General features: G+C 70.9%; 22 protein-coding genes, 1 tRNA gene and 2 pseudogenes. 15 read left to right on the forward strand and 10 right to left on the reverse strand.

The window, feature by feature from the left end; all coding sequences use genetic code 11:
* Nucleotides 1–59: 59 nt before the first annotated feature.
* Nucleotides 60–239, forward strand: a complete 180-nt coding sequence (locus IEY73_RS08630) for a hypothetical protein (protein WP_189078568.1) — start codon at nucleotides 60–62, stop codon at nucleotides 237–239.
* A gap of 16 nt (nucleotides 240–255) precedes the next feature.
* Here IEY73_RS08630 and IEY73_RS08635 read toward each other — a convergent pair whose 3' ends face one another.
* Complete coding sequence (locus IEY73_RS08635; protein ID WP_189078569.1) at nucleotides 256–798, reverse strand: hypothetical protein; 543 nt, start codon at nucleotides 796–798, stop codon at nucleotides 256–258.
* Between the two features lie 196 nt (nucleotides 799–994).
* Here IEY73_RS08635 and IEY73_RS33455 point away from each other — a divergent pair, with 196 nt between their 5' ends.
* Nucleotides 995–1,216: a hypothetical protein gene (locus IEY73_RS33455; RefSeq protein WP_229715690.1), complete on the forward strand. Its 222-nt coding sequence runs from the start codon at nucleotides 995–997 to the stop codon at nucleotides 1,214–1,216.
* Nucleotides 1,217–1,278: 62 nt separating this feature from the next.
* Here the strand turns inward: IEY73_RS33455 and IEY73_RS33460 are convergent.
* Both IEY73_RS33460 and IEY73_RS08645 read right to left on the reverse strand, forming a co-directional pair.
* Nucleotides 1,279–1,437: pseudogene (locus IEY73_RS33460) on the reverse strand (FmdB family zinc ribbon protein); the annotation flags it as partial.
* A gap of 39 nt (nucleotides 1,438–1,476) precedes the next feature.
* Nucleotides 1,477–2,115: a 5-formyltetrahydrofolate cyclo-ligase gene (locus tag IEY73_RS08645; RefSeq protein WP_189078571.1), complete on the reverse strand. Its 639-nt coding sequence runs from the start codon at nucleotides 2,113–2,115 to the stop codon at nucleotides 1,477–1,479.
* 81 nt (nucleotides 2,116–2,196) lie between these two features.
* On the opposite strand from IEY73_RS08645, the gene IEY73_RS08650 reads away from it, so the two are divergent.
* The 6 genes from IEY73_RS08650 (at nucleotide 2,197) to IEY73_RS08675 (ending at nucleotide 8,281) form a co-directional block, all read left to right on the forward strand.
* Nucleotides 2,197–4,308: a diguanylate cyclase gene (locus IEY73_RS08650; protein WP_189078572.1), complete on the forward strand. Its 2,112-nt coding sequence runs from the start codon at nucleotides 2,197–2,199 to the stop codon at nucleotides 4,306–4,308.
* 51 nt (nucleotides 4,309–4,359) lie between these two features.
* A complete protein-coding gene (locus IEY73_RS08655; RefSeq protein ID WP_189078573.1) occupies nucleotides 4,360–5,271 on the forward strand; it encodes a UTP--glucose-1-phosphate uridylyltransferase in 912 nt (303 codons plus the stop codon).
* Complete coding sequence (locus IEY73_RS08660; RefSeq protein WP_189078574.1) at nucleotides 5,268–6,578, forward strand: molybdopterin molybdotransferase MoeA; 1,311 nt, start codon at nucleotides 5,268–5,270, stop codon at nucleotides 6,576–6,578. The genes IEY73_RS08655 and IEY73_RS08660 overlap by 4 nt, the downstream gene beginning before the upstream one ends.
* On the forward strand, nucleotides 6,578–7,219 hold the full coding sequence (locus tag IEY73_RS08665; protein WP_373292754.1) for a GNAT family N-acetyltransferase: 642 nt from the start codon (nucleotides 6,578–6,580) through the stop codon (nucleotides 7,217–7,219). The genes IEY73_RS08660 and IEY73_RS08665 overlap by 1 nt, the downstream gene beginning before the upstream one ends.
* 168 nt (nucleotides 7,220–7,387) lie before the next feature.
* Nucleotides 7,388–8,131, forward strand: coding sequence for a divisome protein SepX/GlpR (gene sepX / locus IEY73_RS08670; protein ID WP_229715677.1), 744 nt, complete (start codon nucleotides 7,388–7,390; stop codon nucleotides 8,129–8,131).
* A 76-nt stretch (nucleotides 8,132–8,207) separates the two neighbouring features.
* Nucleotides 8,208–8,281 (forward strand) — tRNA-Ala (locus tag IEY73_RS08675).
* Between the two features lie 74 nt (nucleotides 8,282–8,355).
* Here the strand turns inward: IEY73_RS08675 and IEY73_RS08680 are convergent.
* Nucleotides 8,356–8,598, reverse strand: a pseudogene (locus IEY73_RS08680) (VOC family protein); the annotation flags it as partial.
* 22 nt (nucleotides 8,599–8,620) lie between these two features.
* Nucleotides 8,621–9,637, reverse strand: a complete 1,017-nt coding sequence (locus tag IEY73_RS08685; RefSeq protein WP_189078578.1) for an NAD(P)-dependent alcohol dehydrogenase — start codon at nucleotides 9,635–9,637, stop codon at nucleotides 8,621–8,623.
* A 104-nt stretch (nucleotides 9,638–9,741) separates the two neighbouring features.
* Here IEY73_RS08685 and IEY73_RS08690 point away from each other — a divergent pair, with 104 nt between their 5' ends.
* Nucleotides 9,742–10,977 (forward strand): GAF domain-containing sensor histidine kinase, encoded by a 1,236-nt coding sequence (locus IEY73_RS08690; protein WP_189078579.1) that lies wholly within the window; start codon nucleotides 9,742–9,744, stop codon nucleotides 10,975–10,977.
* 80 nt (nucleotides 10,978–11,057) lie between these two features.
* On the opposite strand, the gene IEY73_RS08695 is transcribed toward IEY73_RS08690, so the two are convergent.
* The 3 genes from IEY73_RS08695 to IEY73_RS08705 form a co-directional block, all read right to left on the reverse strand.
* Nucleotides 11,058–13,583: a bifunctional polysaccharide deacetylase/glycosyltransferase family 2 protein gene (locus IEY73_RS08695; RefSeq protein ID WP_373292755.1), complete on the reverse strand. Its 2,526-nt coding sequence runs from the start codon at nucleotides 13,581–13,583 to the stop codon at nucleotides 11,058–11,060.
* Entirely contained in the window at nucleotides 13,583–14,494 is a 912-nt protein-coding gene (locus IEY73_RS08700; protein WP_189078580.1) for a hypothetical protein, read from the reverse strand. Before IEY73_RS08700 ends, IEY73_RS08695 begins: the two co-directional genes overlap by 1 nt.
* A 705-nt stretch (nucleotides 14,495–15,199) precedes the next feature.
* On the reverse strand, nucleotides 15,200–16,816 hold the full coding sequence (locus IEY73_RS08705; RefSeq protein WP_373292759.1) for a dolichyl-phosphate-mannose--protein mannosyltransferase: 1,617 nt from the start codon (nucleotides 16,814–16,816) through the stop codon (nucleotides 15,200–15,202).
* A 16-nt stretch (nucleotides 16,817–16,832) separates the two neighbouring features.
* Here IEY73_RS08705 and rsmI point away from each other — a divergent pair, with 16 nt between their 5' ends.
* A complete protein-coding gene (gene rsmI, locus IEY73_RS08710) occupies nucleotides 16,833–17,693 on the forward strand; it encodes a 16S rRNA (cytidine(1402)-2'-O)-methyltransferase (protein ID WP_189078582.1) in 861 nt (286 codons plus the stop codon).
* Nucleotides 17,694–17,704: 11 nt separating this feature from the next.
* Here the strand turns inward: rsmI and IEY73_RS08715 are convergent, their stop codons facing one another.
* The gene (locus tag IEY73_RS08715; RefSeq protein WP_189078583.1) at nucleotides 17,705–19,366 is read right to left on the reverse strand and encodes a hypothetical protein; all 1,662 of its coding nucleotides are present in this window, start codon (nucleotides 19,364–19,366) and stop codon (nucleotides 17,705–17,707) included.
* Nucleotides 19,367–19,509: 143 nt separating this feature from the next.
* Here IEY73_RS08715 and metG point away from each other — a divergent pair, with 143 nt between their 5' ends.
* Entirely contained in the window at nucleotides 19,510–21,309 is a 1,800-nt protein-coding gene (gene metG / locus IEY73_RS08720) for a methionine--tRNA ligase (RefSeq protein ID WP_189078584.1), read from the forward strand.
* A 60-nt stretch (nucleotides 21,310–21,369) separates the two neighbouring features.
* On the opposite strand, the gene IEY73_RS08725 is transcribed toward metG, so the two are convergent.
* Entirely contained in the window at nucleotides 21,370–22,398 is a 1,029-nt protein-coding gene (locus IEY73_RS08725; RefSeq protein WP_189078585.1) for a hypothetical protein, read from the reverse strand.
* Nucleotides 22,399–22,506: 108 nt separating this feature from the next.
* Between IEY73_RS08725 and IEY73_RS08730 the strand changes: the two genes are divergently transcribed.
* Genes IEY73_RS08730 through IEY73_RS08745 form a run of 4 tightly spaced genes read left to right on the forward strand, consistent with a single transcriptional unit; the run spans nucleotide 22,507 to nucleotide 25,698 of the window.
* Complete coding sequence (locus IEY73_RS08730; protein ID WP_189078586.1) at nucleotides 22,507–23,406, forward strand: TatD family hydrolase; 900 nt, start codon at nucleotides 22,507–22,509, stop codon at nucleotides 23,404–23,406.
* A gap of 26 nt (nucleotides 23,407–23,432) precedes the next feature.
* Complete coding sequence (rsmA, locus tag IEY73_RS08735) at nucleotides 23,433–24,320, forward strand: 16S rRNA (adenine(1518)-N(6)/adenine(1519)-N(6))-dimethyltransferase RsmA (RefSeq protein WP_189078587.1); 888 nt, start codon at nucleotides 23,433–23,435, stop codon at nucleotides 24,318–24,320.
* Nucleotides 24,317–24,757 (forward strand): Uma2 family endonuclease, encoded by a 441-nt coding sequence (locus tag IEY73_RS08740; protein ID WP_189078588.1) that lies wholly within the window; start codon nucleotides 24,317–24,319, stop codon nucleotides 24,755–24,757. The genes rsmA and IEY73_RS08740 overlap by 4 nt, the downstream gene beginning before the upstream one ends.
* The gene (locus IEY73_RS08745; protein ID WP_189078589.1) at nucleotides 24,754–25,698 is read left to right on the forward strand and encodes a 4-(cytidine 5'-diphospho)-2-C-methyl-D-erythritol kinase; all 945 of its coding nucleotides are present in this window, start codon (nucleotides 24,754–24,756) and stop codon (nucleotides 25,696–25,698) included. Before IEY73_RS08740 ends, IEY73_RS08745 begins: the two co-directional genes overlap by 4 nt.
* Nucleotides 25,699–25,702: the final 4 nt, after the last annotated feature.

Below are 25,702 nucleotides of genomic sequence, written 5' to 3' on the forward strand. Positions count from 1 at the left end.
ACCGACGGTACAGCGAGCGGGGGAAGACGACCCGTCCCGACGCGGCCTACGCTCTTACCGTGGACATCCTGGACCAGCCCGACCACGATGCGGACGCCGAGCGCACCGTCGACTTCGATGTCGACGACGGTCCCCTGCTGCCCGAGCAGACCCGCGACGACACCGAGCGTGGATGGGGCGAGCGCACCGACTCCAACGACGACAGGCTGTGGGAGGACCGGCCACCGCACTGGTCCTGAACTGCCGTCGGCGCGTTCACGCCGGGCGGAGCACCACCGCGAAGCTCCGACCGGGCGCCGGCACGGCCCGGGTGACCCCGCTTGGCGTCAGCGCCAGCAGCAGCCCGCCGGTCGCCGGATCGTCGGCGTCGGTAGTGCCCAGCACGAGCGCCGAGGTGGCGATGACGGTCGGTTCTCCGTCGGGTTCATCGAGGCTGAGCAGATCGACCCGGTCGCCGGGCCGGACCATGGCCAGGGCGGCCGGCTCCGCCAAGCGCACCGGCACCCCCAGGGTGCCGGGCGGCACGGCGGGGTGATCGGTGCGGTCGGTGGCCGGGGCGAATGCGCCCGGCCGGGCCTCGGCCCGCCCCGACGGGTGCCCCGCGGATGGCGCGGGGGATCGTCGCGCACACCTCGTCGGCTCGGGGGGTGTGCCCGACCAGGCGATGAAGGCCGCCAGTGTCAGCAGCGCCGCGACCAGCCCGGAACGCAGCAGCACGTTGCGCCCGGGCCTGCGCCATCGCACCGGGTCGAGCCGACCGTCCGGGTCGTCGCCCGATCGTCTGTTGAACGACCGCATCCCACCCCCCGCTCTCCGCTCCTCTGTCGATCTCCGTCGTCGGCCGATCTCCGCTTGTCGACAGGGGAGAACGTTAGGCCGGCGTCCACCCGGCGATGGATCTGCCTGTGGACAGAGCCGGACTGTGGATAACGCTCGGCGAGGGAGGTCGTAGCGGTAGGAAGGACGAGCGGTTCAGGAGGTGGCGGCGCCGGCCTTGGCGCTGCTCGTGCTGGACGAGCCGGAATTTCCCGACGAGCCGGAACTCCCCGACGAGTTGGAACTTCCGGATGAGTTGGAACTTCCGGACGAGGGGGAGGTGGAGGATGCCGCGGACTTGTCGCTCGACTCCTTCGAGGATGTCGACTCGGACTTGCTGTCCGATCCGTTCTTCGCCGCCTCCTTGCCGGAGCCCGAGGAGCGCGAGTCGGTGCGGTAGAAGCCGGAGCCCTTGAAAACGACGCCGACGGAGCCGAACACCTTGCGCAGACGGCCGCCACAGGCCGGGCACTCGGTCAACGCCGGGTCGGAGAACGACTGCACCGCCTCAAGCGGCTCGCCACACTCGGTGCAGGAGTACTGATACGTGGGCACGGGTCCTCCGCGTGTATCGGTCAGAGAAGAACAGGTGTTGAGTACTCTGGGATTGGCACTCGCCATCTCCGAGTGCCAATGATCCGTCACCGGACCGCATTTCGTCTACTCGGCCCGCGAACCCAGCAGGGTGAGTCCCTCCGTGGGCGTGATGGCCGCGTGCACACGACGGTCGTGCGGCTCGGCCGGGACCGCGTCGAGCAGCTCGCCGTCGTGCAGCAACGCGACCACGAACGGGGCCGTACGTGGTCCGGTGTGATTCCTCGCGAGCGCGTCCAGGCGTGACAGTGCTCGGTCGTACGACCCGCCGCCGCGGCCCATCCGCAGCCCTGCTCGGTCGACGGCGAGTGCCGGCACCACCACCAGCGAGGCTCGTGTCACCGCCGCGGGGCCAAGCCGGGGACCGGTTGGCTCACGCAGACCGTACGGGCCGGCCGTCCATCCGCCGTGGTGCTCGGACCAGTCCAGATCACCGTCGGGAAGCAGCACGGGAAGGAGTAGTCGTGTCATGGAGGCCAGCGCGTCCGGCAGGTCGGGCCCGCCCGGTTCGCTCCCCACGGGTGCGTATGCCGCGGTCCACGAGGGGCGCAGGGATGCGACCAGGTCGCCCAAGGCGGCACGGACAGTGACCGCCGCTGCCCGGCGGTCTTCCGGCAGAATTCCGCGACGCCTTGTAATCAGGCGGTTCCTTAGAGCAGTCTTGACCGTGCGGACGTCGTTCCGTTCGTGGGCGAAATCCGGCATGCAACACCCCCTGTCTAAAACCGGCAAACGGCGCACACTATGTCAGCATCGCTGCAAAGAGGGCCGCCCCCGGGAGGTAGCGTGACGCTGCGTGGCCGACTCACTTCCGCTTTCCTTGCGGTGGTGCTCGGCCCGGTGCTCCTCGGCGCTCTGTTCGTCGGCATCACGGTGACGGCCGTGAGTCGAGACCGCGCACTGGACCGGCTGGCGCACGCCGCCACCACGGTACGCACCTCCATGAGCGCGGTGTGCCGACAGCTCCAAGCGGTTGCGGACGCCGTCGCGACGCTGCCCGTCGACGACCGTGCCGCAGCCGCGGAGCAACTGACGCGGCGCGGTCTGGCCAGTGACATCCGGACCGATGAGAACGGCGCGCAGGAGATTACGGCGGAGTGGCGCGACTGCGCCGCACCGGCGGACAGCGGCGTCGTGGCCATCTTCGCGCGTTCCGGCGCAGGTGACCACGCCGTGCTCGCGGGGCAGCTAGTCGACGCCGGGTTCGTCGAGCGGCTGGCCGGTTCCAGCGGCAGCGACGTGACGTTGCTGGCCGGAGACGGCACGGGCGTCTCGGCAGTGCACAGCAGCATCGCTCCGGGTGCCCGCTCCGGGGTGGCGATCGCCGCCGGTCATTCGGCGGCCGGCGGCCTGCCGGCGGTTGCGGCCCGCACCGACGACGGCGGACGGTACGTGTGCCGTCTGCCCGCCGAAGCCGGTCAGCCGCTTCCGTTGGCGGTCTCGGTGCCGGCCGCACGGCAGCACGACCTTTATGCCATTCTTGCCGGGATAGTGCTGTTCGTTGCCGCGGTGACCGCGGTGGTTGCGCGCTGGCTCGCGAGCTCCACCACCCGGCCGCTGGCCGACTTGGCCCACGCCACCGACCGGGTGGCCGGTGGTGAACTGGCCACCCGCGTGCCGATCGCACGCGACGACGAACTGGGCCGGGTGGCCCGGTCCTTCAACCGCATGACCCAGCGGCTGCAGTCGTACGTGCAAGCGTTGACCGCCAGCCGGGATCAGATGCGCGGCCACCTCGCGGTCCTGGGCGACACCCTGTCCAGCACCCACGACCTCGCCCGGATCCTCCGGCTCATCCTGCAGACCGCCATGTCCGTGGCCGGCGCGCGAGCGGGGGTGGTGCTGCTCACCGACGCTTCCGGCCACCAGTTGGTGGCCCGCTGCGCCGAGGGTCTGGCCGGTCGATGGGCGGTGCCGGAATCCGAGCTGAGCCGGCTGCGGGTGCCGCTCGGCCACGGTGTGCTGGGCGGCGTGGCAGCCCACGGCACGGCCCGCCGAGGGAGGGGCGGCGACCTGTCCGCGGACAGCGGCGAACCGGGCTGCCGCTCCTATCTGGCCGTGCCCATCTGCGCCCCCACCGCCGACGTCCCGGCCGCGATGGGCAACGCCGCGTCAACCGCCTCGCCGCAGGTGTTCGGGGTGCTCGCCCTCTATGACCGGCTCGGCGCGGACGAGTTCGACGACGCCGACGAGCTGACGCTGCGCACGCTCGCCGCGCAGACCGGCGTCGCGGTGCACAACGTGCGGGTGCACGAGGAGGCGCAGCGCCTCTCGCTCACCGACCCGCTGACCGGCCTGTGGAACTACCGCTACCTGCACGAGTCGCTGCGGCGGGAGGTGGAGCGCGCGAGCCGGTTCGGGCGCATGCTCACGGTTCTGGTGCTCGATCTGGATCACTTCAAGAGCGTGAACGACACCCATGGGCATGCCGCCGGGGATCAGGTGCTCGCGGAATTCGCGCGCCGGGTCCGGTCCGGCCTGCGCGAGGTGGACCTGGCCTTCCGACAGGGCGGCGAGGAGTTCGTCGCGCTGCTTCCGGAAACCGACGCCTACGGCGGCGTCACGGTTGCCGAGCGGATCGGCGCCGCGATCCGAGACGTGCCGGTGCCGATCTCGCCGAACCGGGTGGAGTCCGACGATGGGCAAGACGATGGGCAACCGGTCGAGGCCATCGCGATCAGCGTGTCGATCGGCGTCGCCGTCTATCCCGATCATGGTGGGTCGGTGCAGCAGGTGCTGGCGGCGGCGGACCGGGCGCTCTACGCCGCGAAGAAGGCCGGCCGGGACACGTACCGGCTGGCTGAACGAGGTTCGGCGGACGCCGGAGCCGGGCAATTCGATCAGGTCCCTGTCGCGCCCGCAGGGCCGCAGCCGTCACGGATACGCGGTGGCGGATAGTCTCGCGGCATGTCGGGCACGATCCAAGCAAAGGTGCGGTGACCGAGAACTATGACGACGAACGTGAACGCGACCGGCCGTCGGGCCGTGAAGGCGGTCATCCCCGCGGCCGGGCTGGCCACCAGGTTCCTGCCGGCCACGAAGGCCGTGCCGAAGGAACTCCTCCCGGTTGTCGATCGCCCGGTGTTGCAGTACATCGTCGAGGAGGCCGCTGCCGCGGGAATCTCCGATGTCCTGCTCGTCACCGGACGCGGCAAGACATCGATGGTCGATCACTTCGATCGCCGTCCCGACGTCGAGGCCCGGCTGGAGGAGAAGGGAGACGAGGAACGTCTCGCGGCGGTACGCCGCACGAGCGAACTCGCCGACATCTACACCTGTCGGCAGGGTGAGCCGCTCGGCCTCGGCCACGCGGTCGGCGTGGCGGCATCGCATGTCGGCGACAACGCGTTCGCGGTGCTGCTGGGCGACGAGTTCGTCGACGAAGCGCAGCCCCTGCTGCCCGACATGCTGGACCTCCAGGCGCGGACCGGCGGCATCGTGCTCGCCTTCATCGAGGTCGACGCGTCGGAGACGTCGCGGTACGGCATCGCCTCGGTGCGTCCGTCGTCGCTGGGCGAGAACATCGTCGAGGTGACGGGACTCGTGGAGAAGCCGTCCCCGGAAGAGGCGCCCAGCAACCTCGCGGTGCTCGGACGCTACGTGCTTCCCGGCGCGATCTTCGAGACCATCGCCGCCACCAAGCCGGGCAGCGGTGGCGAGATCCAGCTCACCGACGCCATGGCGCAGATGCTCGCGGACGGCACCCCGGTGCACGCGGTCATCTACCGCGGGCACCGCTACGACACCGGAATGCCCCTCGGCTACCTGCAGGCCGTGGTGCAGCTAGCCGCGAAGCGGCCGGACCTCGGGCCGGACTTCGTGCGCTGGCTGGCCGAGTTCGTGAAGAGTCAGCAGGGATGACCGCCGCGGCCGATGCCGAGGCGGCCGCCAACGAGCTGATGCCTCTCGCCGAGTACCTGGGCAGCGTGCTGCGCAGGCTCCGCGCGCTGCCTCCGCTCGACCTCGACCTCACCCAGGCGCACGGCAACGTCCTCGCCGTCGACGTGCTGGCACCGCACCCGTTCCCGGCCTTTGACCAGGCCGCGATCGACGGTTACGCGGCGCGCTGGGAAGATCTCGCGGCGGCCGGCCGCGTCGGCTCGCACCCGTCTTTCGGCCGTCTGGAGTCAGGCCCCCGACCGGTGCGGCTCAACGTGGTCGGCGACCTCGGCGCCGCGAGCTGGCGGCCGGTACGCCTGACGCCGGGCACCTGCTTCTCGGTGGCGGCCGGGGCGCCGCTGCCGATCGGGGCCGACGTGGTCGTGCCGGTGCACTGGACCGATCAGGGCATGGCGGCGGTGGAGATCCTGCACGCCCCCCGCCGCGGTTCCGGGCTGCGGCGGGCCGGTGACGAGGTATCCGTCGGGCAGATGCTCGCCTCGGCCGGAACGTACGTGACCCCGCCGCTGGTCGCCGTGTTCGCCGCGGCCGGCATCGGGCATGTCGTGGTCCGGCCCAGCCCGCGCGTGATCGTGGTGGCCACCGGCGACGAACTCGTCGACGTGGGCCGCCCCAGCCAACCCGGGCAGGTGGTGGACGCCAACTCCCACGCGTTGACCGCCGCCGCCGTGGAGGCCGGTGCCCTGGCGTACCGGATCGGCATCTGCGACGACGACCCGGAAGGGCTGCGCGGCCTGCTGGAGGACCAGACCCTCCGAGCCGATCTGATCATCACGACCGGCGGGACCGGCAACGGCCCCGGCGACATGCTGCGCCGGGTGCTGTCCCGGCGCGACGCGGGACGCGGGGTGGTGGACTTCACCGACGTGGCGCTGTCTCCCGGCACCGCCCTGGGATTCGGCACGGTCGGTGGCGAGGAGGTCCCGGTGGTGTGCCTGCCCGGCGAACCGGGCGCCGCCCTGATCGGCTTCGAAGTGCTCGCCCGGCCGGTGATCCAGTTGCTGGCCGGTGCCGAACCGATGTTCCGGCGCAGCGTCAAGGCGCACCTGCTGGAGACCGTGTCGTCCCCCGGCGGGCTGCGCGAATTCCGGCCCGCGCACGTGTCCGAGCGCCGTGGTGGCGGACATACCGTGCAACCGCTGGCCGGTGGGCCGTACACTCTCTCCGGCCTTGCCGGAGCCAACGGCCTGCTCGTGCTGGGCGAGCGGGTCACCTCGGCCGCTGCCGGGTCGACTGTCGACGTGCTGCTCCTCGACCGGAGGCGATGATGCTGGGCTCCACGACCGGGTGGCCCGTCGTCTTGGCAGACGGACCCGTCGTGTTGCGCCCCTACCGGCGCGGTGACGCCGGAAGCTGGTCGGAGGTGCGCATCGCGAACCAGCAATGGCTGACCCCCTGGGAATCGGCGCCACCCGGACCGTGGGCCGAGATGAACTCGGCGCGGGCCTACCTCTACGCCTACCGGGACATGCGCCGGGCCGCGCGGCGGGGCGAAAGCATGCCGTTCGCCGTCTGCCTGCGCACCGACGACGGTCGGGAGAACCTGGTCGGCCACATCAACTTGGGAAACATCGTCCGGCGTGCGTTCAGCTCCGCGTACGCCGGTTACTGGATCGACTCCCGGGTGGCCGGTCGCGGCATCATGCCGACGGCGCTGGCACTCGCGGTGGATCACGCCTTCGGGCCGGGAGGTTTGCACCGCGTCGAGGTGAACATTCGCCCCGAGAACCGACCCAGCCGCCGCGTGGTGGAGAAACTCGGCTTCCGTGAGGAGGCGTACCACCCGCGCTACATGCACATCGACGGCGCCTGGCGTGATCATCTCGGTTACGCGATGACGAGCGAGGAGGTCGCCGCGGAAGGCGGCCTGTTGGCGCGCTGGCGCCGTCTGCGGGCCGCCGCGAGCTGACGCCGAGGACCGCGGCGAACCCGGCATATCTGATCATCTGGCACGGTCCATCCCGGCGCGGCGCGCGCATTTGCGCAGCTCGGACGCTTAGTCTCTGGGTGATTGGGACCAGCGGCGATACCCCGTGCCCATGTCAGGGGAGCCGCAAAGGCTGACGGGAGGGGTGAGGTGCCCACCTCGGTGCTCCTCGCTGTCCTCACCGCGGCAGGGCTGCTCGCGCTCGCGCCGGCACTGGTGCGCCGGTACGACGCGACGGAGCGACTCGTCGCGGAGCGGGCGCTGTCGACGGCACGGGTGCTGACGCGCCACCGTCGGCGCCGAACCGTGCCTGGCCGCCGTCCGGTCAACCCCGGACGCGAGGTGACGGTTACGGTACCTCCTCCGTCCGGGGACGCGGCACCGCCCCGGCGGCGCCTGCGCCTGGTCACTGGGCGTCGTCCGGTCCGGCACATCCCGGCACGTCGGCACACGCCCGCCGTGGTCCGGCGTCGCCGTGTCTTCGCGGCGTTGCTGCTGCTCAACATCATCGAGTTGATCGGCGTGCTCGCGGTCGGACCGGGATTCTGGATCGGTTTCGCGGCCACCGCCACCCTGTTGGTCGTGTACTTGGTGCACTTGCGCAACCGCGCACTCGCGGACCGTCGCCGGCGCCGGGCGCAGGCACGCGAGGCGGCGTGGCTCGCCGCGCGGCAGGCGGATGTGCGGCGTGCCCAGGCCCGCCGGGCGGCGGCCCGTCGGGAGGCGCAGCGGCGTCTGGCGGCGCAGAAGGAGGCCGTACGGCGGGCGGCGATGGGCCTGGACGGCGACGCGCCGGCGGCCACGAACGGCGGCTCGGTGTCCTACCGTCGCCGGGGCGGACTGCGCGGACGGCCGTACGAAGCAGGCGGTCGCGGGGCTTCCCACACGGCGTGACCGGCGCGCCGGGATCCGGTTCGCTGCCGCGCCCGGCGACCTGCTAGCCTTGCTGCGGCTTCGAGTTCGGGGCCAAGGGGCTGTGGCGCAGACTGGTAGCGCACCTCGTTCGCATCGAGGGGGTCAGGGGTTCAAATCCCCTCAGCTCCACCCAGGCGCATCCATGGGCAGGCTCTGTTCCGGCCATGTTTGTTCCCCCTGCGGTGTCGCGGTGGCGTTGCTTCTCAGGGGTTTGGCGTCTCTCGGTAGAGGCAGAACGGGTGGCCCGCCGGGTCCAGCATGACGCGTACGTCGTCCTGGTATTGCGTGTCGGCCAAGCGTGCCCCCAGCGACTCGGCGTCCGCCACCGCCGTGGTCAGGTCCGGGACTTCGATGTCGACGTGCATCATCATCTGCTGACGCCCGTCCTCCGGCGGCCACACCGGTGGGACGTAGTGTCGGGAACGCTGGAACAAGACGTATGTCGTGAGCTGCGGCCGAGCACGCCGCTCAGTCCTGGACCCGGACGACGGTCTTCAGCACCGACGGATCGGTGTGCCCCATTTTCAGCGCCGCCTCCGCGTCCTTTAGCGGCAACCGGGCGCCGACCAGCGCGTCGAGGTCGATCCGCCGCGACGACGCTAGCCCGATCGCATCGGGATAGGTGTGGGCGTACCGGAAAGTGCCGGTCACGGTGAGTTCCCGGTTCTGGATGAGGGAGACCGGCAGGTTCTGTTCCGCGGTGGGGCCCATGCCGACCAGTACGGCGTGCCCGAGCGGCTGCAGGGCGCGCACGCCGGCGGTCACCACGGGCGGGGCACCGCTGCACTCCAGCAGGATGTCCGGCCGGAAAGCGGCGTAGTCGACGTCGTTGCGGGCGTCGATCACCTCGTCGGCGTCGAACCGTTCGGCGGCGGCGAGCCGGTCCGGGTGCACATCGGCCAGGCCGACCCATCCGGCCCCGGCCGCCCGGGCGGCGAGGGCGCAGAGCACGCCGATCGGTCCGGCGCCGGTGACCAGCACACGGGATCCGAGGCCGGTGCCGGCTCGGCGGTTGGCCCACAGCCCGACGGACAGCGGCTCGATCAGGGCGGCGGCGTCGTCGGACAACCCGTCGGGCACCGGGTGTGCGAAGGCGGCGTTGACCGCGACGAAGTGGGCGAGCGACCCGTCGATCGGCGGTGTGGCGAAGAACGCGACGTTCGGGCACAGGTTGTACGACCCGCGGCGGCACTGGTCACAACGCCCGCAGGGGACGCCGGGCTCGACGGCGACACGTTGCCCGGCCCGAAGTGCGGAGTCTCCGGGCTCGACCACGACGCCGGAGGACTCGTGGCCGAGCACCATCGGCGCCCGGACCACATGGTCACCGATCCGGCCGTGCTCGTAGTAGTGCACGTCTGAGCCGCAGATGCCCACGGACTCGATCCGCACCACGACCTCGTCGGGGCCGGGTGTCGGCATGGGCCGGTCTTCGATGCGCAGGTCACCGATGCCGTGCAGGACCGCCGCGAGGTTTGTTGCCATGGTCCGAGCCTGCCTCGCGTACGGGCGGGAGGCAACCTGCCGGAAATGAGAATCTCGTGGCTTTTACGTGGTACCTCTTAAAAGTCAGCTTCGGAGGTGACCCCATGAAAGCACCCACTCCAGGCAACGAGACCGCTCGGCTCGCCGCAATGCACGCGCTCGATGTCATCGACACCGAGCCCGAGCAGGACTACGACGACATCGTCACGCTCGCCGCCCGCGTGTGCGACGTGCCCGTCTCGCTGATCAGCCTGATCGACACCGAACGACAGTGGTGCAAGGCCCGCTCCGGCACTGACCTGATGGAGACCTCGCGCGATCTCTCCCTCGACGCGTACGCGATCCTGGGCGGCGACCTGCTGGTGGTGCCGGACGCGCGGGAGGATGCCCGGTTCGCCGGCAATCCGATGGTCACCGTGGACGGGGGCATCCGCTTCTACGCGGGCGCGCCGCTGGTCACCACGGACGGGTTCGCGGTGGGCGCGCTCTGCGTGCTCGACTCGCAGCCGCGCCGCCTCGGCACCGAACAACTCCAGGCGCTGCGTGCCCTGGCCGCGCAGGCGGTCGCGCAGATGGAACTGCGCCGGTGCGGCACGACGATGACCGACTCGACGGCACGTCTGCAGGTGCTGGAACGCAGCAAGGACGACCTTGCCGGGCTGATCGGCGGCGATCTCAAGTCGACGTTGCGCCGGATGTCGGTCTATCTCGACGCGCTCGGCCGGACCGGACACCACGATCCGGAACTGGCGGATCTGGTCGGCCGCGCGACGGCGGCCCACGTGCACGGCCTGTCCGACCTGCTGGGCCACCTCACCGCGGTGGCCGACACCGGCGTGGGCATGGAGAACCTGCACATGCGCAGCGCCGACCTGCGGACCCTGACGCACGACGCGGTCGAGGCGGTCCGCCCGATCGCGGTGGCCCGCGGGATCTCCCTGCGAGAGCAGACGGGCGGTCCCGCGCTGCACATCACCGCCGACCCGGTACGCCTGGAGCAGGTGCTCACCCAACTGCTGTTCGCCGCGGTGAAGTACACCCCGTCCGGCGGTCGGGTGCGGGTGGAGATGGAGGCCGAACCCGTGCCCACGCTGCGCCTGGAAGACCTGGACCTGGCCGACGGCATGCGGCCGGACCTGTTCCCGCACCTGTACTACGGGGCAATCGCCGGCTCGCCGGGTGAGCCCGGACCGGACAGCGGGCTGGTGGCGGCGAAGAAGATCCTGGATGCGCACCACGCGACGGTGGCGCTGAGCGACCGGCCCGGCGATGGCACCACGCTGCATGTGGCGTTTCCGTCCATGACTCCCGACCAGCGCGTGGACCTCGTCGGCGTCTGATCCGCGGACGGCGCCCCGGACGGCACCGGCCCCGCTTTCGCGAGTGGCTGCAGATCACTCGCGAAGCGGGGCCGGCGTGCTCATCCCAGGCGTATCCGCCCCGGGGATTCGCCGTCCGGTGGCGCACCGGCAGTCGGCATGTCCCGCGGTTCGAAGTACGTGTTCTCCACCGGTTCCGGTTGAGCGGGCACCGGAGGCCGGGCAACCGCGCGCCCGCCCGCGGGGTGCCGCGGTGATGTGGGCAGCGGCGAGGTCGGCGGCCAACTGTCCACCTGCGGAGCGACCTTCTGGCCCGGAATGATCTGCTGGCCCGCCATGATCTGCGTGGGCGCCTCGGCGGCCACGTCGGCGAGGGTGGTCTCCACGTCCCGCTCCACGGTCTCCGGCGCCGTGTCCCCGGGCGCCGCGTCCCCGGGCGCCGTGTTCTGGAAAGCCGTGTGGTCGGGCACCGTGTCGGTGCCCGAGGCCGTGCCGGGCAACCCGGCCCGGTTCAACTTGTGCCAGCGCAGCCGGCCTCCGGTCAAGGCGGTGGTCGCCGATTGGATCAGCACCAGGTACATCAGTTGCCGGTACGCGAACTGCTGCAGCGGCAACCGCCACAGCGGGCGCATCGACTCCCGGTCCAGGCGGAACGCCACCGCCGCGGTGAACAGTTGCAGGGCGAGCATGCCGCACCATGCCAGCAGCGTCTCATTCAGCTCCCAGAACACCAGGCCGTACACGAGCATGATGTCGACGACCGGGGCGAGCATCGGCAACGCCACCCCGAACAGGGCCAGGAACGGCAGCCCGCGGCGGCCGAACCGGCCCGAGTCGCCAGTGTCGGTGAGCGCCTTGCGGTGCTTCCACATCGCCTGCATGGTCCCGTAGGACCAGCGGTATCGCTGCCGGTATAGCTGCTCCAGCGTGGCCGGGGCCTCGGTCCAGGCGCGCGCCCGCTCCTCGTACACGACACGCCATCCGGCCCGGCAGAGGGCCATGGTGACGTCGGTGTCCTCGGCGAGGGTCTCGTCGCTGATCCCGCCGACCTCGGCGAGCGCCACCCGGCGGAACGCGCCGATCGCTCCGGGCACGGTTGGCATGCAGTTCAGCACCTCGTACAGGCGCCGATCCAGGTTGAAGCCGATCACATACTCGATGTGCTGCCACGCCGCGACGAGGCTACCCCGGTTGCCGACCTTGACGTTGCCGGCCACCGCGCCCACCGCCGGGCTGGCGAACGGCTGCACCAGCATCCGGATCGAGTCCGGCTCGAAGATCGTGTCGCCGTCCACCGTGACGATGATGTCGTGCTTGGCCAGGGCGACCCCGGTGTTGAGGGCGTTGGACTTGCCGCCGTTGGGCACCCGGATCACGCGCACGTTCGGCAGCGCCATCCGTTCCACCAGCTCGGCCGTCCCGTCGGTGGACCCGTCGTCGACCACCACCACCTCGATGTGCGGGTAGTCGCCGCCGGCCAGGGACCGGACGGCCGCTTCGATGCCTTCCTTCTCGTTGTACGCGGGCACGATCACCGACACCGGCTCGGTCACCGGCGGCCCCCAGCTCCAGTCCGGTTTGCGGCGCTGTCGGGCGTGCCGTCCGGCGAAGAGCAGCATCAACGCGGTGCGCCCGACGGTGAGCAGCCCCACCACCAGGAACAGGCCGGCGATCAGCCAGACCATGCCGTCGGCGAGGCGTACCGTCCAGATGAGGGCGCCGCCGCGCCAGGCGTCGGCGCGCGCGGCCGGCGGGTTCACCGGCAGCGGCGGCCGCTGAGTGCGTTCCGCCAGGCCCAGGTTGAGCCCCTCGGTGACGGTGGTGAAGCGATAGCCGCGTGCCTTCATCATCGGGATGTACTGCCGCAGCGCGGCCACGGTCTGCGCGCGGTCGCCGCCCGCGTCGTGGAACAGCACCACCGCCGAGTCGTCACCGGCCGGCATCGCGTTGCGAACGATCCGGGAAATCCCCGGCCGTTGCCAGTCCTCGCTGTCCAAGTCGTTGACGACGACCAGATAGCCGTCCGCGCCGGCCTGCTTGACGATCTTCCAGTTGACGTCGTCGATGGCGCTCGGGCGCGACGAATACGGGAACCGGGCGAGCTGGGTCTGCACGCCTGCGGCGCGTGCGATGACGAACTGCGTCTGCGACAGTTCGAGCTGCCGCCGCCACTGCGGGATGCGTTGCAGGTTGGGATGGGTGAAGGTGTGCAGGCCCAGCTCGTTCCCGCCGCCGACGATCCGCCGGGTGAGATCGGGGTGCCGGGCGACCTCGGTGCCGATCACGAAGAACGTGCCGTGTGCGTCGTTCTCCTCCAGCACCTTCAGGATCTGCGGCGTCCAGGTGGGATCCGGCCCGTCATCGAAGGTGAGCGCGATGGTGAGGGGTGGCAGGCGGTTGGAACTCGTCTGCCCGCCCGTGGTGTTGAGGATCGGCCCGCCGCCGCGGATGTCGGCCGGCACACCGTTCTGGTCGCCGATCTCGGATTCGACATGGTCGCCAGTGAACTCGGCGTTGATGTACGCCTGCACGATCAGCACGGCGACGAACAACACCAGCATCAACGTGCCGATCAGCACCCGCGGACGGGGTATCCGCAGACGCACACGTGGCGACGGCGCCGCCATCAGGCTGCGGTCCCGTCGTCGGCACGGGCCGACACGGCAACCACGACGCCGGTGGACGGGGCGTCGGTGGACTGGCTGCCGGTGGATCGACCAGCGGTGGATTGACTGGTGGCTGCGGTGACCTCGACGGCGGGCGGTTGGGGGGCCTTGGTCGTCGCGGCCGTCATGTCGACCGTGGCCGCCGGTGACCGGGTGCTTGAGGCGCCGGTCGCGGTGCCGGTGCCACCCCCGGCACTCGCATCGACGGCGGAACCACCGCCGGTGCCTCCGGCGTCGGCGGAGTCGTCCATCACGGGCGGTTTCGGCGGTTGCGGGGCCGGCGGTTGCGGGGCCGGCGGCGGTATCGCGGTCGGCGGTGGGGTGACGGTCGGCGGCGTGCTCGGTTGCGGCTTGGGCGTGGCGGTCGTGGTCTTGGCAGACGGCGTCGCGCTCGGCGTGGTCGTCGACGGCTTGGTCGTGGACGGCTTCGCGGTGGGAGTGCGGGACGGGGGCGGCGTGGAGCGCCGGCGCGGCGAGACGACCGTCGTCTCGGCAACCTGGCGTGTGGAGGGTGCGACGCGCGGCAGCCCTCCGGCGATCACCATGCCGGCCGGGGAGGTGGCGACCGGCCCGGGGGTGCTGCCCGGCGGGGGAGGATCGGGTCGTACGTCCTCATTCCTCTTGCTCCCCAGGTCGGGCAGGGGGAGCACGGCCTTCGAGCTGACGGGTCCGCCGGCGACACTGACGCTGACCAGACCGCTATAGATCATGACAATCGCGCCGAAGGCGTATGAGAGTCGGCGGAGAAATCGCCGGCGCCGCCCGGTCGAGTCGACGAACACCGGCGATGGCGCAGATACGACGATCACCTGCGTGCTGTCGGGGATGTCGTGGTCGGCGGATAGCGGGTTTTTCGGCTCCTGCAAAGTCACTCGCCGAGCTTAGGAACATCAGCGCCGATCTTGACGGGAGTCACTCGATGGAACGACGGCGGAACGCCGAACAGAATCGTCCGAAATGACGACCATGAACATTTGACCTGATGGGAGGTGTTGTCTCACTCGATGGAAGCGGCTCGTTGAGCTGCAGCGCACTTCGATGGGCCAAAAGGTTACGCGAAAAGCCTTACCCATTTGCTGTCGCAATTCCGACTGATTGGGTGCCTCAATGCGAGCAACTTTCCTGACGCGAAAAGCGATGCTTGAGGCAATATAGCAATATGTCCTATTTGTCGCAAGCGATGCTGCCTGGTGGCTCAGCGTGCCCGCATCATGACAGTGGGGCGTTGATGTAGCGAAAGGGTCATCGAAACTGAGTAGTCACAGGCGTTGTGTGAGTCCGGCACGCGTCGTTACGCTGCTATCCAGCGCGCCCCTATCGCCCGCTTCCCCCGTGGCTGGCGATCGGGGCGCGCGCTTTCTTTCTCGCGATGTCGCGCCCTTCGGTTGTGTTGAGGTCGCATGGCGGCATCCGCGTCCTCGCCATTGTGCAGATGTGTGCCTGCGACGCTCCATTGCGATGAGTGCTCCGAGCGAGCCGATCGCTTCACAGCAACATGAAAAGGCTTGCAATGGTCGTTGCGGGTTCGTCCAAGAGCTGCGTGGCGGCCAAGGTCGGCGTGGGCGGCGGGGCCGGGCCTAGATCCAGCGACTGCCCAACCACATCCGGTGCTGCCACGCCTCGTACGGGATCAGTTGACCGACGAAGATGGGATGGAAGTACGCGAAGCACACCGCCACGGCCAGCACGTACACGCCGGCCACGATGGTTCCGGTCATCTGCCGCTCGCTCCGTCCCGGCCCGCTCGTCACGCCTTCCGTCGGCGTCATGACGGCACCGAGCGCGTACGTCACGGCGAGGATGAGGAAGGGCAGCGCCGGAAGCACGTAGAAGGAGAACATCGTGCGGCCGTCCGCGATCGCGTAATAGAACCACGGCAACAGGCCGGCCACCACGCCGGTGCCGATCGCGAACGCGCGCCAGTCGCGCCGGGCGATACCGAACCAGACCAGGACCGCCAGCGCGGGCAGGAACGACCACCAGAGAATGGGCGTCCCCAGCAACAGCACCTCACCGGCGCATTGCGGCGCCCCGCAGTTGCCGTCGGTGTTCCAAGAGAACGAGACCGGTCGGCCGAGCAACAGCCACTGCCACGGCCACGACTGGTACGGGTGCTTCTCGGTGAGGCCGCTATGGAACGTGTACGCCTCGTGGTGGTAATGCATCAGGTTCAGCAGCGCACCCAGCACCGGCGGCTCGCTCAGGCCGTTGTCGGCCCGGTAGTGCCGGAAGTATCCGGTGTTCGTGACGAACCATCCGGTCCAGGTTGCCAGATAGAACAGCACCGTCAGCACGAAGCTGAGAACCAGATAGCCGAGGTCGCTCGCGATGCCCCGGGCGAAGGGGCGGCGCATGCCCGCGGAACGCCGCGCGCCGACCCGCCACACGATCACCAGCAGGGCGAAGAACGGGGCAAAGAACAGGGCACTCCATTTCACCCCACAGGCCAGCCCGAACAGGGCCCCCGCGGCCAGCAGCCACCAAGGCACCCCGCCCGGTGAGCGGGTGGCCGTCTCCGGGTTGTGACCGCTCTCCAAGGCCCGCAGCCATCGTCGCCGGTAAGCGTCCCGGTCCAGCACCAACGCGGCGAACGTGGCCAGCACGAACAGTCCGAGGAAGATGTCCAGCAAGGAGGTGCGCGAGAGCACCAGGTGGAAACCGTCCAACGCCATCAGCAGCCCCGCGGTGCCGGCCAGCACCACCGAATGGAACATCCGGTAGGCGACCCGGACCAGGATCAGCACCATCAGCGTGCCGGCCACGGCGGCGGGCACCCGCCAGCCGAGCTCGTTGTTGCCGAACACCATCTCGCCCAGGGCGATAAGCCATTTGCCCAGCGGAGGATGCACGACGTACGCGGGCCCGTTGGTCTTCTCGTCCCACTCCACGCCGTGGTGCAGCATGTCCCACGCGTCGGTGGGGTAGTAGACCTCGTCGAACACGTAGTTCTTCGGCCGGTCCAGGCGGACGAACCGCAGGATCCCGGCGATCACCACTACCACCAGGGTGACCAGCCAGGAATGCGGGTTGAGCCAATTGTCGAGAGTCGACAGCCGTCGACGCACCGCGTCGGGAACGCCCCTGACCCCGACGGGTGTCGGGTCGTCCTCGATCTCCGATCGTGCCGTGTCTGTCGCCAAAGTCACCCCGCGATCGTAGGCCGACCGCCCACGCGGTGGTGCTCCGAGCCCGATGTGATGGACTTTCGAGATGCATGACGCCCGGGTGGTTCTCGTCGGCGCTCCGTTGGGCAACATCGCGGACGCCTCGGCGCGGCTGCGGCGGGTGCTGGAGACCGCCGACGTGGTGGCGGCGGAGGACACCCGCCGGCTGAGCCGGCTGGCGCGGGATCTGGAGATCACCGTCGCCGGGCGCGTGGTGTCGTACTTCGAGGGCAACGAGGAACGCCGTACGCCGGAACTGGTGCAGGCCCTGCGTGATGGCGCGACCGTCGCGGTGGTGACCGACGGCGGCATGCCGAGCGTCTCGGATCCGGGCTATCGCCTGGTCCATGCGGCGCTCGCGGAGGGGTTCCCGGTCACGTCCGCGCCCGGGCCGAGCGCGGTGACCACCGCGCTGGCGCTCTCCGGACTGCCCAGCGACCGCTTCGTGTTCGAGGGTTTCCTGCCGCGGTCCGGCTCCGGGCGGCGGAGCCGCCTGCGTGAGCTGGCCGCGGAGACGCGCACCCTGGTCTTCTTCGAGGCTCCGCACCGGATCGTGGACGCCCTGGCCGATTTCGTGGCGGGGTTCGGCGGCCAGCGGGAGGCGGCCGTCTGCCGCGAGCTCACCAAGACGTACGAGGAGGTCCGCCGCGGGCCGCTGGAGGAGCTGGCGGCGTGGGCGGCGGACGCCCGGCCCCGCGGCGAGATCACCGTGGTGGTCGCGGGGGCGACGGCCGGTCCCGTGGAACCGCCGTCGGAGGACGAGGTCCGCGCGGCGGTGGCGGCTCGGGAAGAGGCGGGCGAGTCACGCCGGGACGCGATCGCCGCGACAGCGCGGGAGCATGGCCTGCGCCGCCGCGAGGTGTACGAGCTGGTCCATCGGTCCGGCCAGTCGGTGACCGGCCGGTAACGGGTGGCGGTTCAGTAAGTGGCGGCCAGGAACCCGAGCAGCAACAGGATCGGCCCGGCCAGGCTCATCAGCACGGCGGAGCGCCGCGTGCGGCCGGTGCGGAGCTGACGAGCACCGGTGAGCCCGGCTATGCCGTACCCGCACAGCAGCAGCAACAGGAAGCCGAGCGTCCACCGCAGATTGATCAGCAGTCCGGTGCCGCCGACATAGACCTGACGGCTGTCCACGCTGACCATCCGCGCGTCGAGCACCGAGCCGGGCGCGCGCTCGCCGTCCGGAACGCCGAGCAGCGTCACGTCGGTCACCACGAAACGGTCGTCTGCGCTGATGAACGAGCCGTGGCATCGCTGCGTGACTCCGGAGCCGACGCATTCCGCCACGGTGGCCCGACCGTCCACCCCGTGGCCGACCGCCAGCCAGAACGGCTCCGCGCTGACCCAGGAGAAGAAGGCGGCGACCAGACCGAGCACGACCAGCCCGACCAGGCCCGCCGGACCGCGGGGCTCCCGCGGCCGACGTCCCGGACGTTCGCGGCGGCCGGTGCCCGGTGCGCCGTCCCGCGCCGGCAGTGCTCCGGATGCCTCGGCCGCGGCACGCTCCTGCTCGGTGAGCCAGAACGGGTGGTTCTCCATCCGCTCCCGCGAGATGAGCCGCTCCGTTGCCTGTGCGTCGCCGGACGCCGTGGTGCCGGACGGGGTCCGCATGGTGCGCGCCGACCCGGACGGCTGGCCCGGCACGGCATTCTTCTCCCCGCCGGACCGGGCACGGTTCGGCTCGGGCAGGATCATGATCTCCGGCTCGTCGGCGGAACGCTGCTCCGGGCCGGGCCGGCGTTCGCCGCCGTCGGATCCGGACGACTCATGCCCGAGCGGTTCGGACCCGGTCGGCTCGTCGGTGTCCGGCACGACGCTCCCCGTATCGCTGACGTTCCCGGTCGCGGCATCGCCGGTGTGCTCGGCGGCGGCGTGGACGATGGCGGCCAGGCCGGTGCGCGCCACGCGCGGGTCCGCCGCGTCCACGATCTCGCCCTGCAACGCTTCCGGCGCCGCCTCGGTCCGGGCGGCGGCCGGAACTTCGGGTCGCGGCCCGCCCCCGGCGGTCGGGGGCTGATAGCGGCCCCGGGTGCGACGGTCGTGATCGTGCTCCGCCGCTGCGGGCTCGGTGCCGGCGGGCGCGAGCCGCCCGGCCGGTACGGCCTTCGCGTCCGGCGCCGGTGCCACGTCGGCGGTGCCGTGTTCGACCGCTTCTTGCCCGGTGTCCGCCTGGTCCGCCTCGGGCGGTGCGTCGGCGGCGCGGCTGTCCACGTCCGCGCTCATCCGTGCCGCCGCGTCGGTCTCCACGTCCTCGGTTTGCGCCTCACGTTCGGCCTGCACCAGGTAGGCGGGCATGGAGAGGGCCTCATCGGCGTCGTGCACCCCGGCCGCGTGCGCGTCCAGCGCTTCGGCGGAGAACGCCGGGGCGGCGTCGTGGGCGGCGCGCAGCGGTGGGCGCGCCATGAACGGCTCCGGCGTGTCCCGGCGGCGCGGGTGCCGCGGTCGGGCCGATGCCTCGGCCAGTTCCTGGTCGCGTTCGCGTTGCTCGTCGGCGATGCGTGACCAGGCGCTGTCCGGGATGGGATGCGGTTTCGACGTCCCGCCGTCGTCCGGCGGCGTCCGGGGAGCGTTTCGGGTCACGCCCTCATTGCACTACGTGATGGTCCGTCGATCACGCATAAAGCCGCGTGTCGGATAAATCACTTGTTAGCCGGTGGTGTCGGCGAGTGCGTCACCGCAACGGGTTCGCGAGGGGGCCGGGCCACTTACTACGCTGTGAAGCCATGAGTCACGTTCTCGCCGCGGTCGCCTGGCCCTATGCCAACGGCCCGCGCCACATCGGTCATGTGTCCGGCTTCGGGGTGCCGTCCGACGTGTTCAGCCGGTACATGCGGATGGCCGGTCACGACGTGCTCATGGTCTCCGGCACGGACGAGCACGGCACGCCGATCCAGGTGCAGGCCGACGCCGACGGGGTGACGGCGCGTGAGCTCGCCGACCGGTACAACCGGGTGATCGTGCAGGATCTGCACGGCCTCGGGCTGTCCTATGACCTGTTCACCCGCACCACGACGCGTAACCACTACGCGGTGACCCAGGAACTGTTCACCGGCCTGCTGGACAACGGCTACATCGTGCCCAAGACCACGCTGGGTGCGATCTCTCCGTCCACCGGACGTACGCTGCCCGACCGCTACATCGAGGGCACGTGCCCCATCTGCGGGTACGACGGCGCGCGCGGCGACCAGTGCGACAACTGCGGCAACCAGCTCGATCCGGAGCAGTTGATCGAGCCCCGCTCCCGGATCAACGGCGAGACGCCGGAGTTCGTGGAGACCGAGCACTTCTTCCTCGATCTGCCCGCGTTCGCCCAGGCCATCTCCCGCTGGCTCGACCGGCGGGAGAACTGGCGCCCCAACGTGCTGAAGTTCTCCCGCAACCTGCTGGACGACCTGCAGCCCCGGGCCATCACCCGGGACCTGGACTGGGGGGTGCCGATCCCGCTGGACGAGTGGCGGGACCGGCCGGACAAGCGGATCTACGTCTGGTTCGACGCGGTCATCGGTTATCTCTCCGCGTCGATCGAGTGGGCCCGGCGCTCCGGCGACCCGGAGGCTTGGCGCCGGTGGTGGTCGGTGGACGGCGACGGCAAGGACGCGTCGGCCTATTACTTCATGGGCAAGGACAACATCGTCTTCCACTCGGTGATCTGGCCGGCCATCCTGCTCGGATACTCCGGCGAGGGCGACCGCGGCGGGGAGCCCGGCTCGCTGGGCCGGTTGGGCCTGCCCACCGAGGTGGTCTCCTCGGAATACCTGACCATGGAGGGACGCAAGTTCTCCTCCTCCCGGCGCGTGGTCATCTATGTGCGCGACTTCTTGGAGCGCTACGACCCGGACGCGCTGCGCTACTTCATCGCCGCGGCCGGTCCGGAGTCCAACGACACCGACTTCACCTGGGCGGAATTCGTCCGGCGCAACAACGACGAGTTGGTCGCCGGATGGGGCAACCTGGTCAACCGGTCCGTCTCGATGGCTGCCAAGAACTTCGGCGCGGTGCCCACCCCGGGTGAGCTGACCGCGGAGGATGAGGCCCTGCTGGCGGTCGCTCGCCGCGGGTTCGCGACGGTCGGCGAACTGATCGCGAAACACCGGCAGAAGGCCGCCATCGGCGAGGCGATGCGGGTCGTTGCCGAGGCCAACAAGTACCTCTCCGAACAGGCGCCCTGGAAGATGAAGTCGGACGATCAGAAGCCGCGGATGGGTACCGTGCTGCACGTCGCGTTGCAGGTCGTCAGCGACGCGAACACCCTGCTCACCCCGTTCCTGCCGCATTCCGCGCAGAAGGTGCACGAGCTGTTGGGCGGCACCGGCGTGCACGCGCCGATGCCGTCGATCATCGAGGTGGACGACCTCGATGGCGGCCCGTCGTACCCGGTGCTGACCGGCGATTACACGGTCGGTGCCCGGTGGGAGTCGGTGCCGCTGGTCGCCGGGACGCCGCTGAGCGCGCCGAAACCGGTGTTCAAGAAGCTCGACCCGTCGGTCGTCGACGAGGAACTGGCCCGCCTCGGCGCGGAATAGTCGTTCTCATGCGGGCGCACCGAGCGCGGTGCGCCCGCGGCGCGGCCCGGCGCGGAGGGCTCACAGTTCGTACGGGACGTCCCAGAGGTGATGGTCGACCAGCTCGGCCACCGGTGCCCACGCCTCGTAGACCCCCCGCTCGTAGGCTCGTGCGCCGGTGATCCCGACGGCGTCGCCGTCCGGGCGGACCACCCGCAACCGCGCCCACCGGTCGTCGCGCTGCAACACCCAGCAGCCGACGCCGCGCCACAGCGCCTGCTCGGCGCGTCGGCTCAGGGTGGTCACCGGGTATCGAGCCGCGCGCGTCAACGCCCGCACCCGGAACTCCTCCGGCGGATCGGCGACCGCGTCGTACTCGTGCTGATTGATCCGTCCGACCAGCCGGGCGGACCCGGAGTCGGTGCATGGCAGGTATTCGCGATCCGGGCTGATGCCGGGCAGATACTCCAGCAGGTGCCGCCACCGCGGGCCGGACAGCCGCAGCCAGCCGTGTTGTTCCGGCTGGTAGGTGTAGAGCACGACTTCTTCGCTGCCGGTGTAGGCGATCAGTTGCGCGTTGGCCGGCAACGGTAGGTCGGCGAAGCCCGCAGTGATGTACTCCGGCACCAGGTCGTCGGTGCTCGGGATGAAGCCGGTGCCCAGCACCATGGCTCCGATGCGGGCATGCGCGGGTATCCCGGCCAGCCCCGGTTGGGTACGGACGTCGGGCACCTCGTAGTCGGCCGGGTCCACAGCCCGCCAGCGCAGGGCGTACGCCACCTGGGCCTGGGCAGCGCCGTCGGTGCGCAGCAGCGCCAGCTCGTCGGGGTGCCGCAGATGGTTGATGTCGCAGGCGCGGTAGCAGAAACCGTAGGGCATCCACCCGCCGAGGTGTCCGGCCGTCTGCGCTGCCGATAAGATCTTCACCATGCGGGTCCCCCGCTTGACCGCGGCGGTGGCCCGGATCCGGCGCAGCACCGGATCGTCGCGATGTGTCGCAGATTGGCTCATCCGCTGCACCTCGGCCCAGCCGAGTTTGCGGGACAGTGGTGCCATCAGCGGCGGCTCGAGCGGGTCCACCTCGACCACGTCCGCACCGGTCAGCGTCACCCGCGACAACTTAGGCCCGGGCGGTGGACGCAAAGTGAACGCGTGGTAGCCGACAGGTTCGAGTGGGGTATGTCTCACCCTTTCCCTCAGTATGCGAGGCAAGCAGCCATGAGTAGTCAGCCGTCCGAATCCCGCAAGCAGCGGGCCGCCCGGCGCGCCGGTGAGTTCCCGGCGGCACCCGAGCCGCTCGCCGTCCCGGTGCTGGACAGCCACACCCACCTGGACATCACCGTGCACGAGGCCGGCGTGCCGGGTGGCGCCGACGCGACCGCCGGGGACCCGGTCGAGTCGTTGATCGCGGCTGCCGCCAAGGTCGGCGTCGACCGGCTGGTCCAGGTCGGCGTCGACGTGGCCTCCTCGCGCTGGGGTGCCGAGCTGGCCGCGCGTGACGAACGGGTGCTGGCCGCGGTGGCGGTGCACCCCAACGAGGCACCCGGGCTGGCGGACCTGGACGAGGCGTTGCGGGAGATCGAGGCCCTCGCCGGCCTGCCGCGCGTGCGGGGCGTCGGCGAGACCGGGCTGGACACGTTCCGCACTCCGCCGCCGGGGCGCGCGGCGCAGGAGGAGAGCTTCCGGGCGCACATCGCCATCGCCAAGCGGCATGGCAAGGCGCTGATCATCCACGATCGGGACGCGCACGCCGACGTGCTGCGGGTGTTGGACGAGGAGGGTGCACCGGACACGGTGATCATGCACTGCTTCTCCGGGGACGTCGCGTTCGCCACCGCATGCGTGCGGCGTGGCTACCTGTTGAGCTTCGCCGGCACGGTGACCTTCGGCAGCGCCGGGGCACTGCGCGAGGCCGCCGCGGTCACCCCCGCCTCGCACCTGCTGGTGGAGACGGACGCGCCGTTTCTCACCCCTACGCCGTACCGGGGACGGCCGAACGCCTCGTATCTGATCCCGGTGACCGTGCGGGCGCTGGCCGCAACGACCGGCACCGACCTGGACGAGCTGTGCGCGGCGATCTCGGATAACGGCGAACGGGCGCTGGGTCCGTGGCGCTGACCGGGCAGGCCGTACCCTCTGTTGCCATGGCTGACGCGCTTCTCGGGCCGGCCGAGATCCGGGATCTGGCGGCACGGCTCGGCGTCGCGCCGACGAAGAAGCTCGGCCAGAACTTCGTGCACGACCCGAACACGGTCCGGCGCATCGTGGCCACCGCCGGGCTGCGCCCGGACGATGTCGTGCTGGAGGTCGGGCCGGGGCTCGGCTCGTTGACCCTGGGCCTGGTCGGCTCCGCCGCGCACGTGCACGCGGTGGAGATCGACCCGGTGCTGGCGGCGGCGCTGCCGGCCACGGTGTCCGCCGCGACGCTGAGCGTGCACCATGCCGATGCCCTCCGGGTGTCCGCGGCGGACTTCACACCCGCGCCGACGATGCTTGTCGCGAATCTGCCGTACAACGTCGCCGTGCCGGTGGTGCTGCACCTGCTGGCCGCGCTGGACGAACTGCGCGGCGGCCTGGTGATGGTGCAGAAGGAGGTCGCCGACCGGCTGGTGGCGCCGCCGGGTTCAAAGGTGTACGGCGTGCCGTCGGTCAAGCTGGCCTGGTACGCGCATGCCCGCCCGGCCGGCCGGGTGCCATCGGCGGTGTTCTGGCCGGTGCCGAACGTGGAGTCCGGCCTCGTCGCGTTCGCGCGGCACACCCCGCCGCCGGGCGTCGACCGGCGGGCGGTGTTCGCGGTGGTGGACGCCGCGTTCGCGCAGCGGCGCAAGACCCTGCGCGCGGCGCTGGCCGGATGGGCGGGCAGCCCGGCGGCGGCGGAGGCCGTGCTGGTGCGGGCCGGGGTGAATCCGCAGGCGCGCGGCGAGTCGCTGGCCGTGGAGCAGTTCGCGGCGATCGCGACCGCCGCGACCGGGATGCCGAGCGGCGGTAAGCTCAGCGCATCCGGCACGTGGCGCGAGGAGGTGGACTCATGACGGCGGAAGCGGTGCCCGGTCACGTCATGTGGGTTCCCGATCCGCGCAAACAGAAGGCGGCGGATCACACCATTGAAGATGTGCTGTCCCTGCCCGACGGCGCGCCTCGCGTCGAACTTCGCGACGGGGTCATGATCGTGGTTCCCACACCGACATACGACCATCAGGACATCGCCGGTCTGCTCTGGGCCTGGCTGCGCAGACACGCGCCGCGTGAGTTCCGAGCCAGCCTGGCCACCGGGGTGGCCGTCTCGGTCGACAGCACCTTCGAACCCGACGTGCTGCTGGTGGACGCCACCGTCGAGCAGGATCCGGTGCGCATCTTCGCGTACGACCTGGTGGAGGGCCGCTACGAAGCCGTGGCCGACGCGGCGGACGAGCTCGTGCTGACCGCCCCGTTCGAGATCAAACTCCCGATCGGGGACATCACTCCGTGACCGAAGCCTGGGGTCCGGACGACGGGACGCGCCGGCCCGGCGGTCCGGTGCGAGTCCGTGTGCCTGCCAAGATCAACCTTCACCTGGGTGTGGGGCCGGTGCGGCCGGACGGCTTTCATGAGCTGAGCACGATTTATCACGCCATCAGCCTCTTCGATGAGTTGCGGGCCAGCCCGGGTGACACCTTGGCGCTGACCATGGAGGGCGAGGGCCAGGGCGAGCTGGCGCTGGACGACACCAACCTGGCGATCCGCGCGGCCCGTGCGCTGGCCGAGCATGCCGGCGTCCCCGCGTACGCGCGGTTGCACCTGCGCAAGTCCATCCCGCTCGCCGCCGGGCTGGCCGGCGGCAGCGCGGACGCCGCAGCCGCCTTGCTGGCCTGCGACGCGCTCTGGGGCACCGGGCTGAGCCGCGAAGAGCTCGCCGACGTCGGCGCCACGCTCGGGTCGGATGTCCCCTTCCTGCTGCACGGCGGCACCGCACTGGGCACCGGCCGGGGCGAGGCGGTGAGCCCGATCTTGGCCCGCCCGACCGTGTGGCACTGGGTGGTGGCGCTGGCGCACGGCGGGCTCTCCACCCCGGATGTCTACCGCGAGCTGGATCGCCTGCGCGCCGGCGGCCGTGCCCCCGAGTCGATGCCCGGCCTGGATGACGTGATGGCCGCGTTGCGTCAGCGCAACCCGGAAGTGCTGGGCGACGTGCTCGGCAACGACCTTCAGGCTGCCGCCCTGTCCCTGCGGCCGGAGCTGTCCGACGTGCTCAAGGCCGGGTATGAGGCGGGTGCGGTGGCCGGCATCGTGTCCGGGTCCGGCCCGACCTGCGTCTTCCTGGCCGGCGACGGCGCGCACGCGGAGCGGGTGGCATCCGGCCTGGCCGAGGCCGGTGTGTGCCGACAGGTGAGCACCGCCCGCGGGCCCATGCCGGGAGCGCGGGTAACGTAGTCGC

The organism is Mangrovihabitans endophyticus (assembly GCF_014646155.1).
In the GTDB taxonomy this organism is placed as follows: domain Bacteria; phylum Actinomycetota; class Actinomycetes; order Mycobacteriales; family Micromonosporaceae; genus Actinoplanes; species Actinoplanes endophyticus.

Bases quoted from the DNA above. Each gene is read 5' to 3' on its own strand.
- IEY73_RS08635 (WP_189078569.1), bottom strand. From the start codon at position 798: ATGCGGTCGTTCAACAGACGATCGGGCGACGACCCGGACGGTCGGCTC.
- IEY73_RS08645 (WP_189078571.1), bottom strand. From the start codon at position 2,115: ATGCCGGATTTCGCCCACGAACGGAACGACGTCCGCACGGTCAAGACT.
- IEY73_RS08655 (WP_189078573.1), top strand. From the start codon at position 4,360: ATGACGACGAACGTGAACGCGACCGGCCGTCGGGCCGTGAAGGCGGTC.
- IEY73_RS08660 (WP_189078574.1), top strand. From the start codon at position 5,268: ATGACCGCCGCGGCCGATGCCGAGGCGGCCGCCAACGAGCTGATGCCT.
- IEY73_RS08665 (WP_373292754.1), top strand. From the start codon at position 6,578: ATGCTGGGCTCCACGACCGGGTGGCCCGTCGTCTTGGCAGACGGACCC.
- IEY73_RS08685 (WP_189078578.1), bottom strand. From the start codon at position 9,637: ATGGCAACAAACCTCGCGGCGGTCCTGCACGGCATCGGTGACCTGCGC.
- IEY73_RS08690 (WP_189078579.1), top strand. From the start codon at position 9,742: ATGAAAGCACCCACTCCAGGCAACGAGACCGCTCGGCTCGCCGCAATG.
- IEY73_RS08695 (WP_373292755.1), bottom strand. From the start codon at position 13,583: ATGGCGGCGCCGTCGCCACGTGTGCGTCTGCGGATACCCCGTCCGCGG.
- rsmI (WP_189078582.1), top strand. From the start codon at position 16,833: ATGCATGACGCCCGGGTGGTTCTCGTCGGCGCTCCGTTGGGCAACATC.
- metG (WP_189078584.1), top strand. From the start codon at position 19,510: ATGAGTCACGTTCTCGCCGCGGTCGCCTGGCCCTATGCCAACGGCCCG.
- IEY73_RS08730 (WP_189078586.1), top strand. From the start codon at position 22,507: ATGAGTAGTCAGCCGTCCGAATCCCGCAAGCAGCGGGCCGCCCGGCGC.
- rsmA (WP_189078587.1), top strand. From the start codon at position 23,433: ATGGCTGACGCGCTTCTCGGGCCGGCCGAGATCCGGGATCTGGCGGCA.
- IEY73_RS08740 (WP_189078588.1), top strand. From the start codon at position 24,317: ATGACGGCGGAAGCGGTGCCCGGTCACGTCATGTGGGTTCCCGATCCG.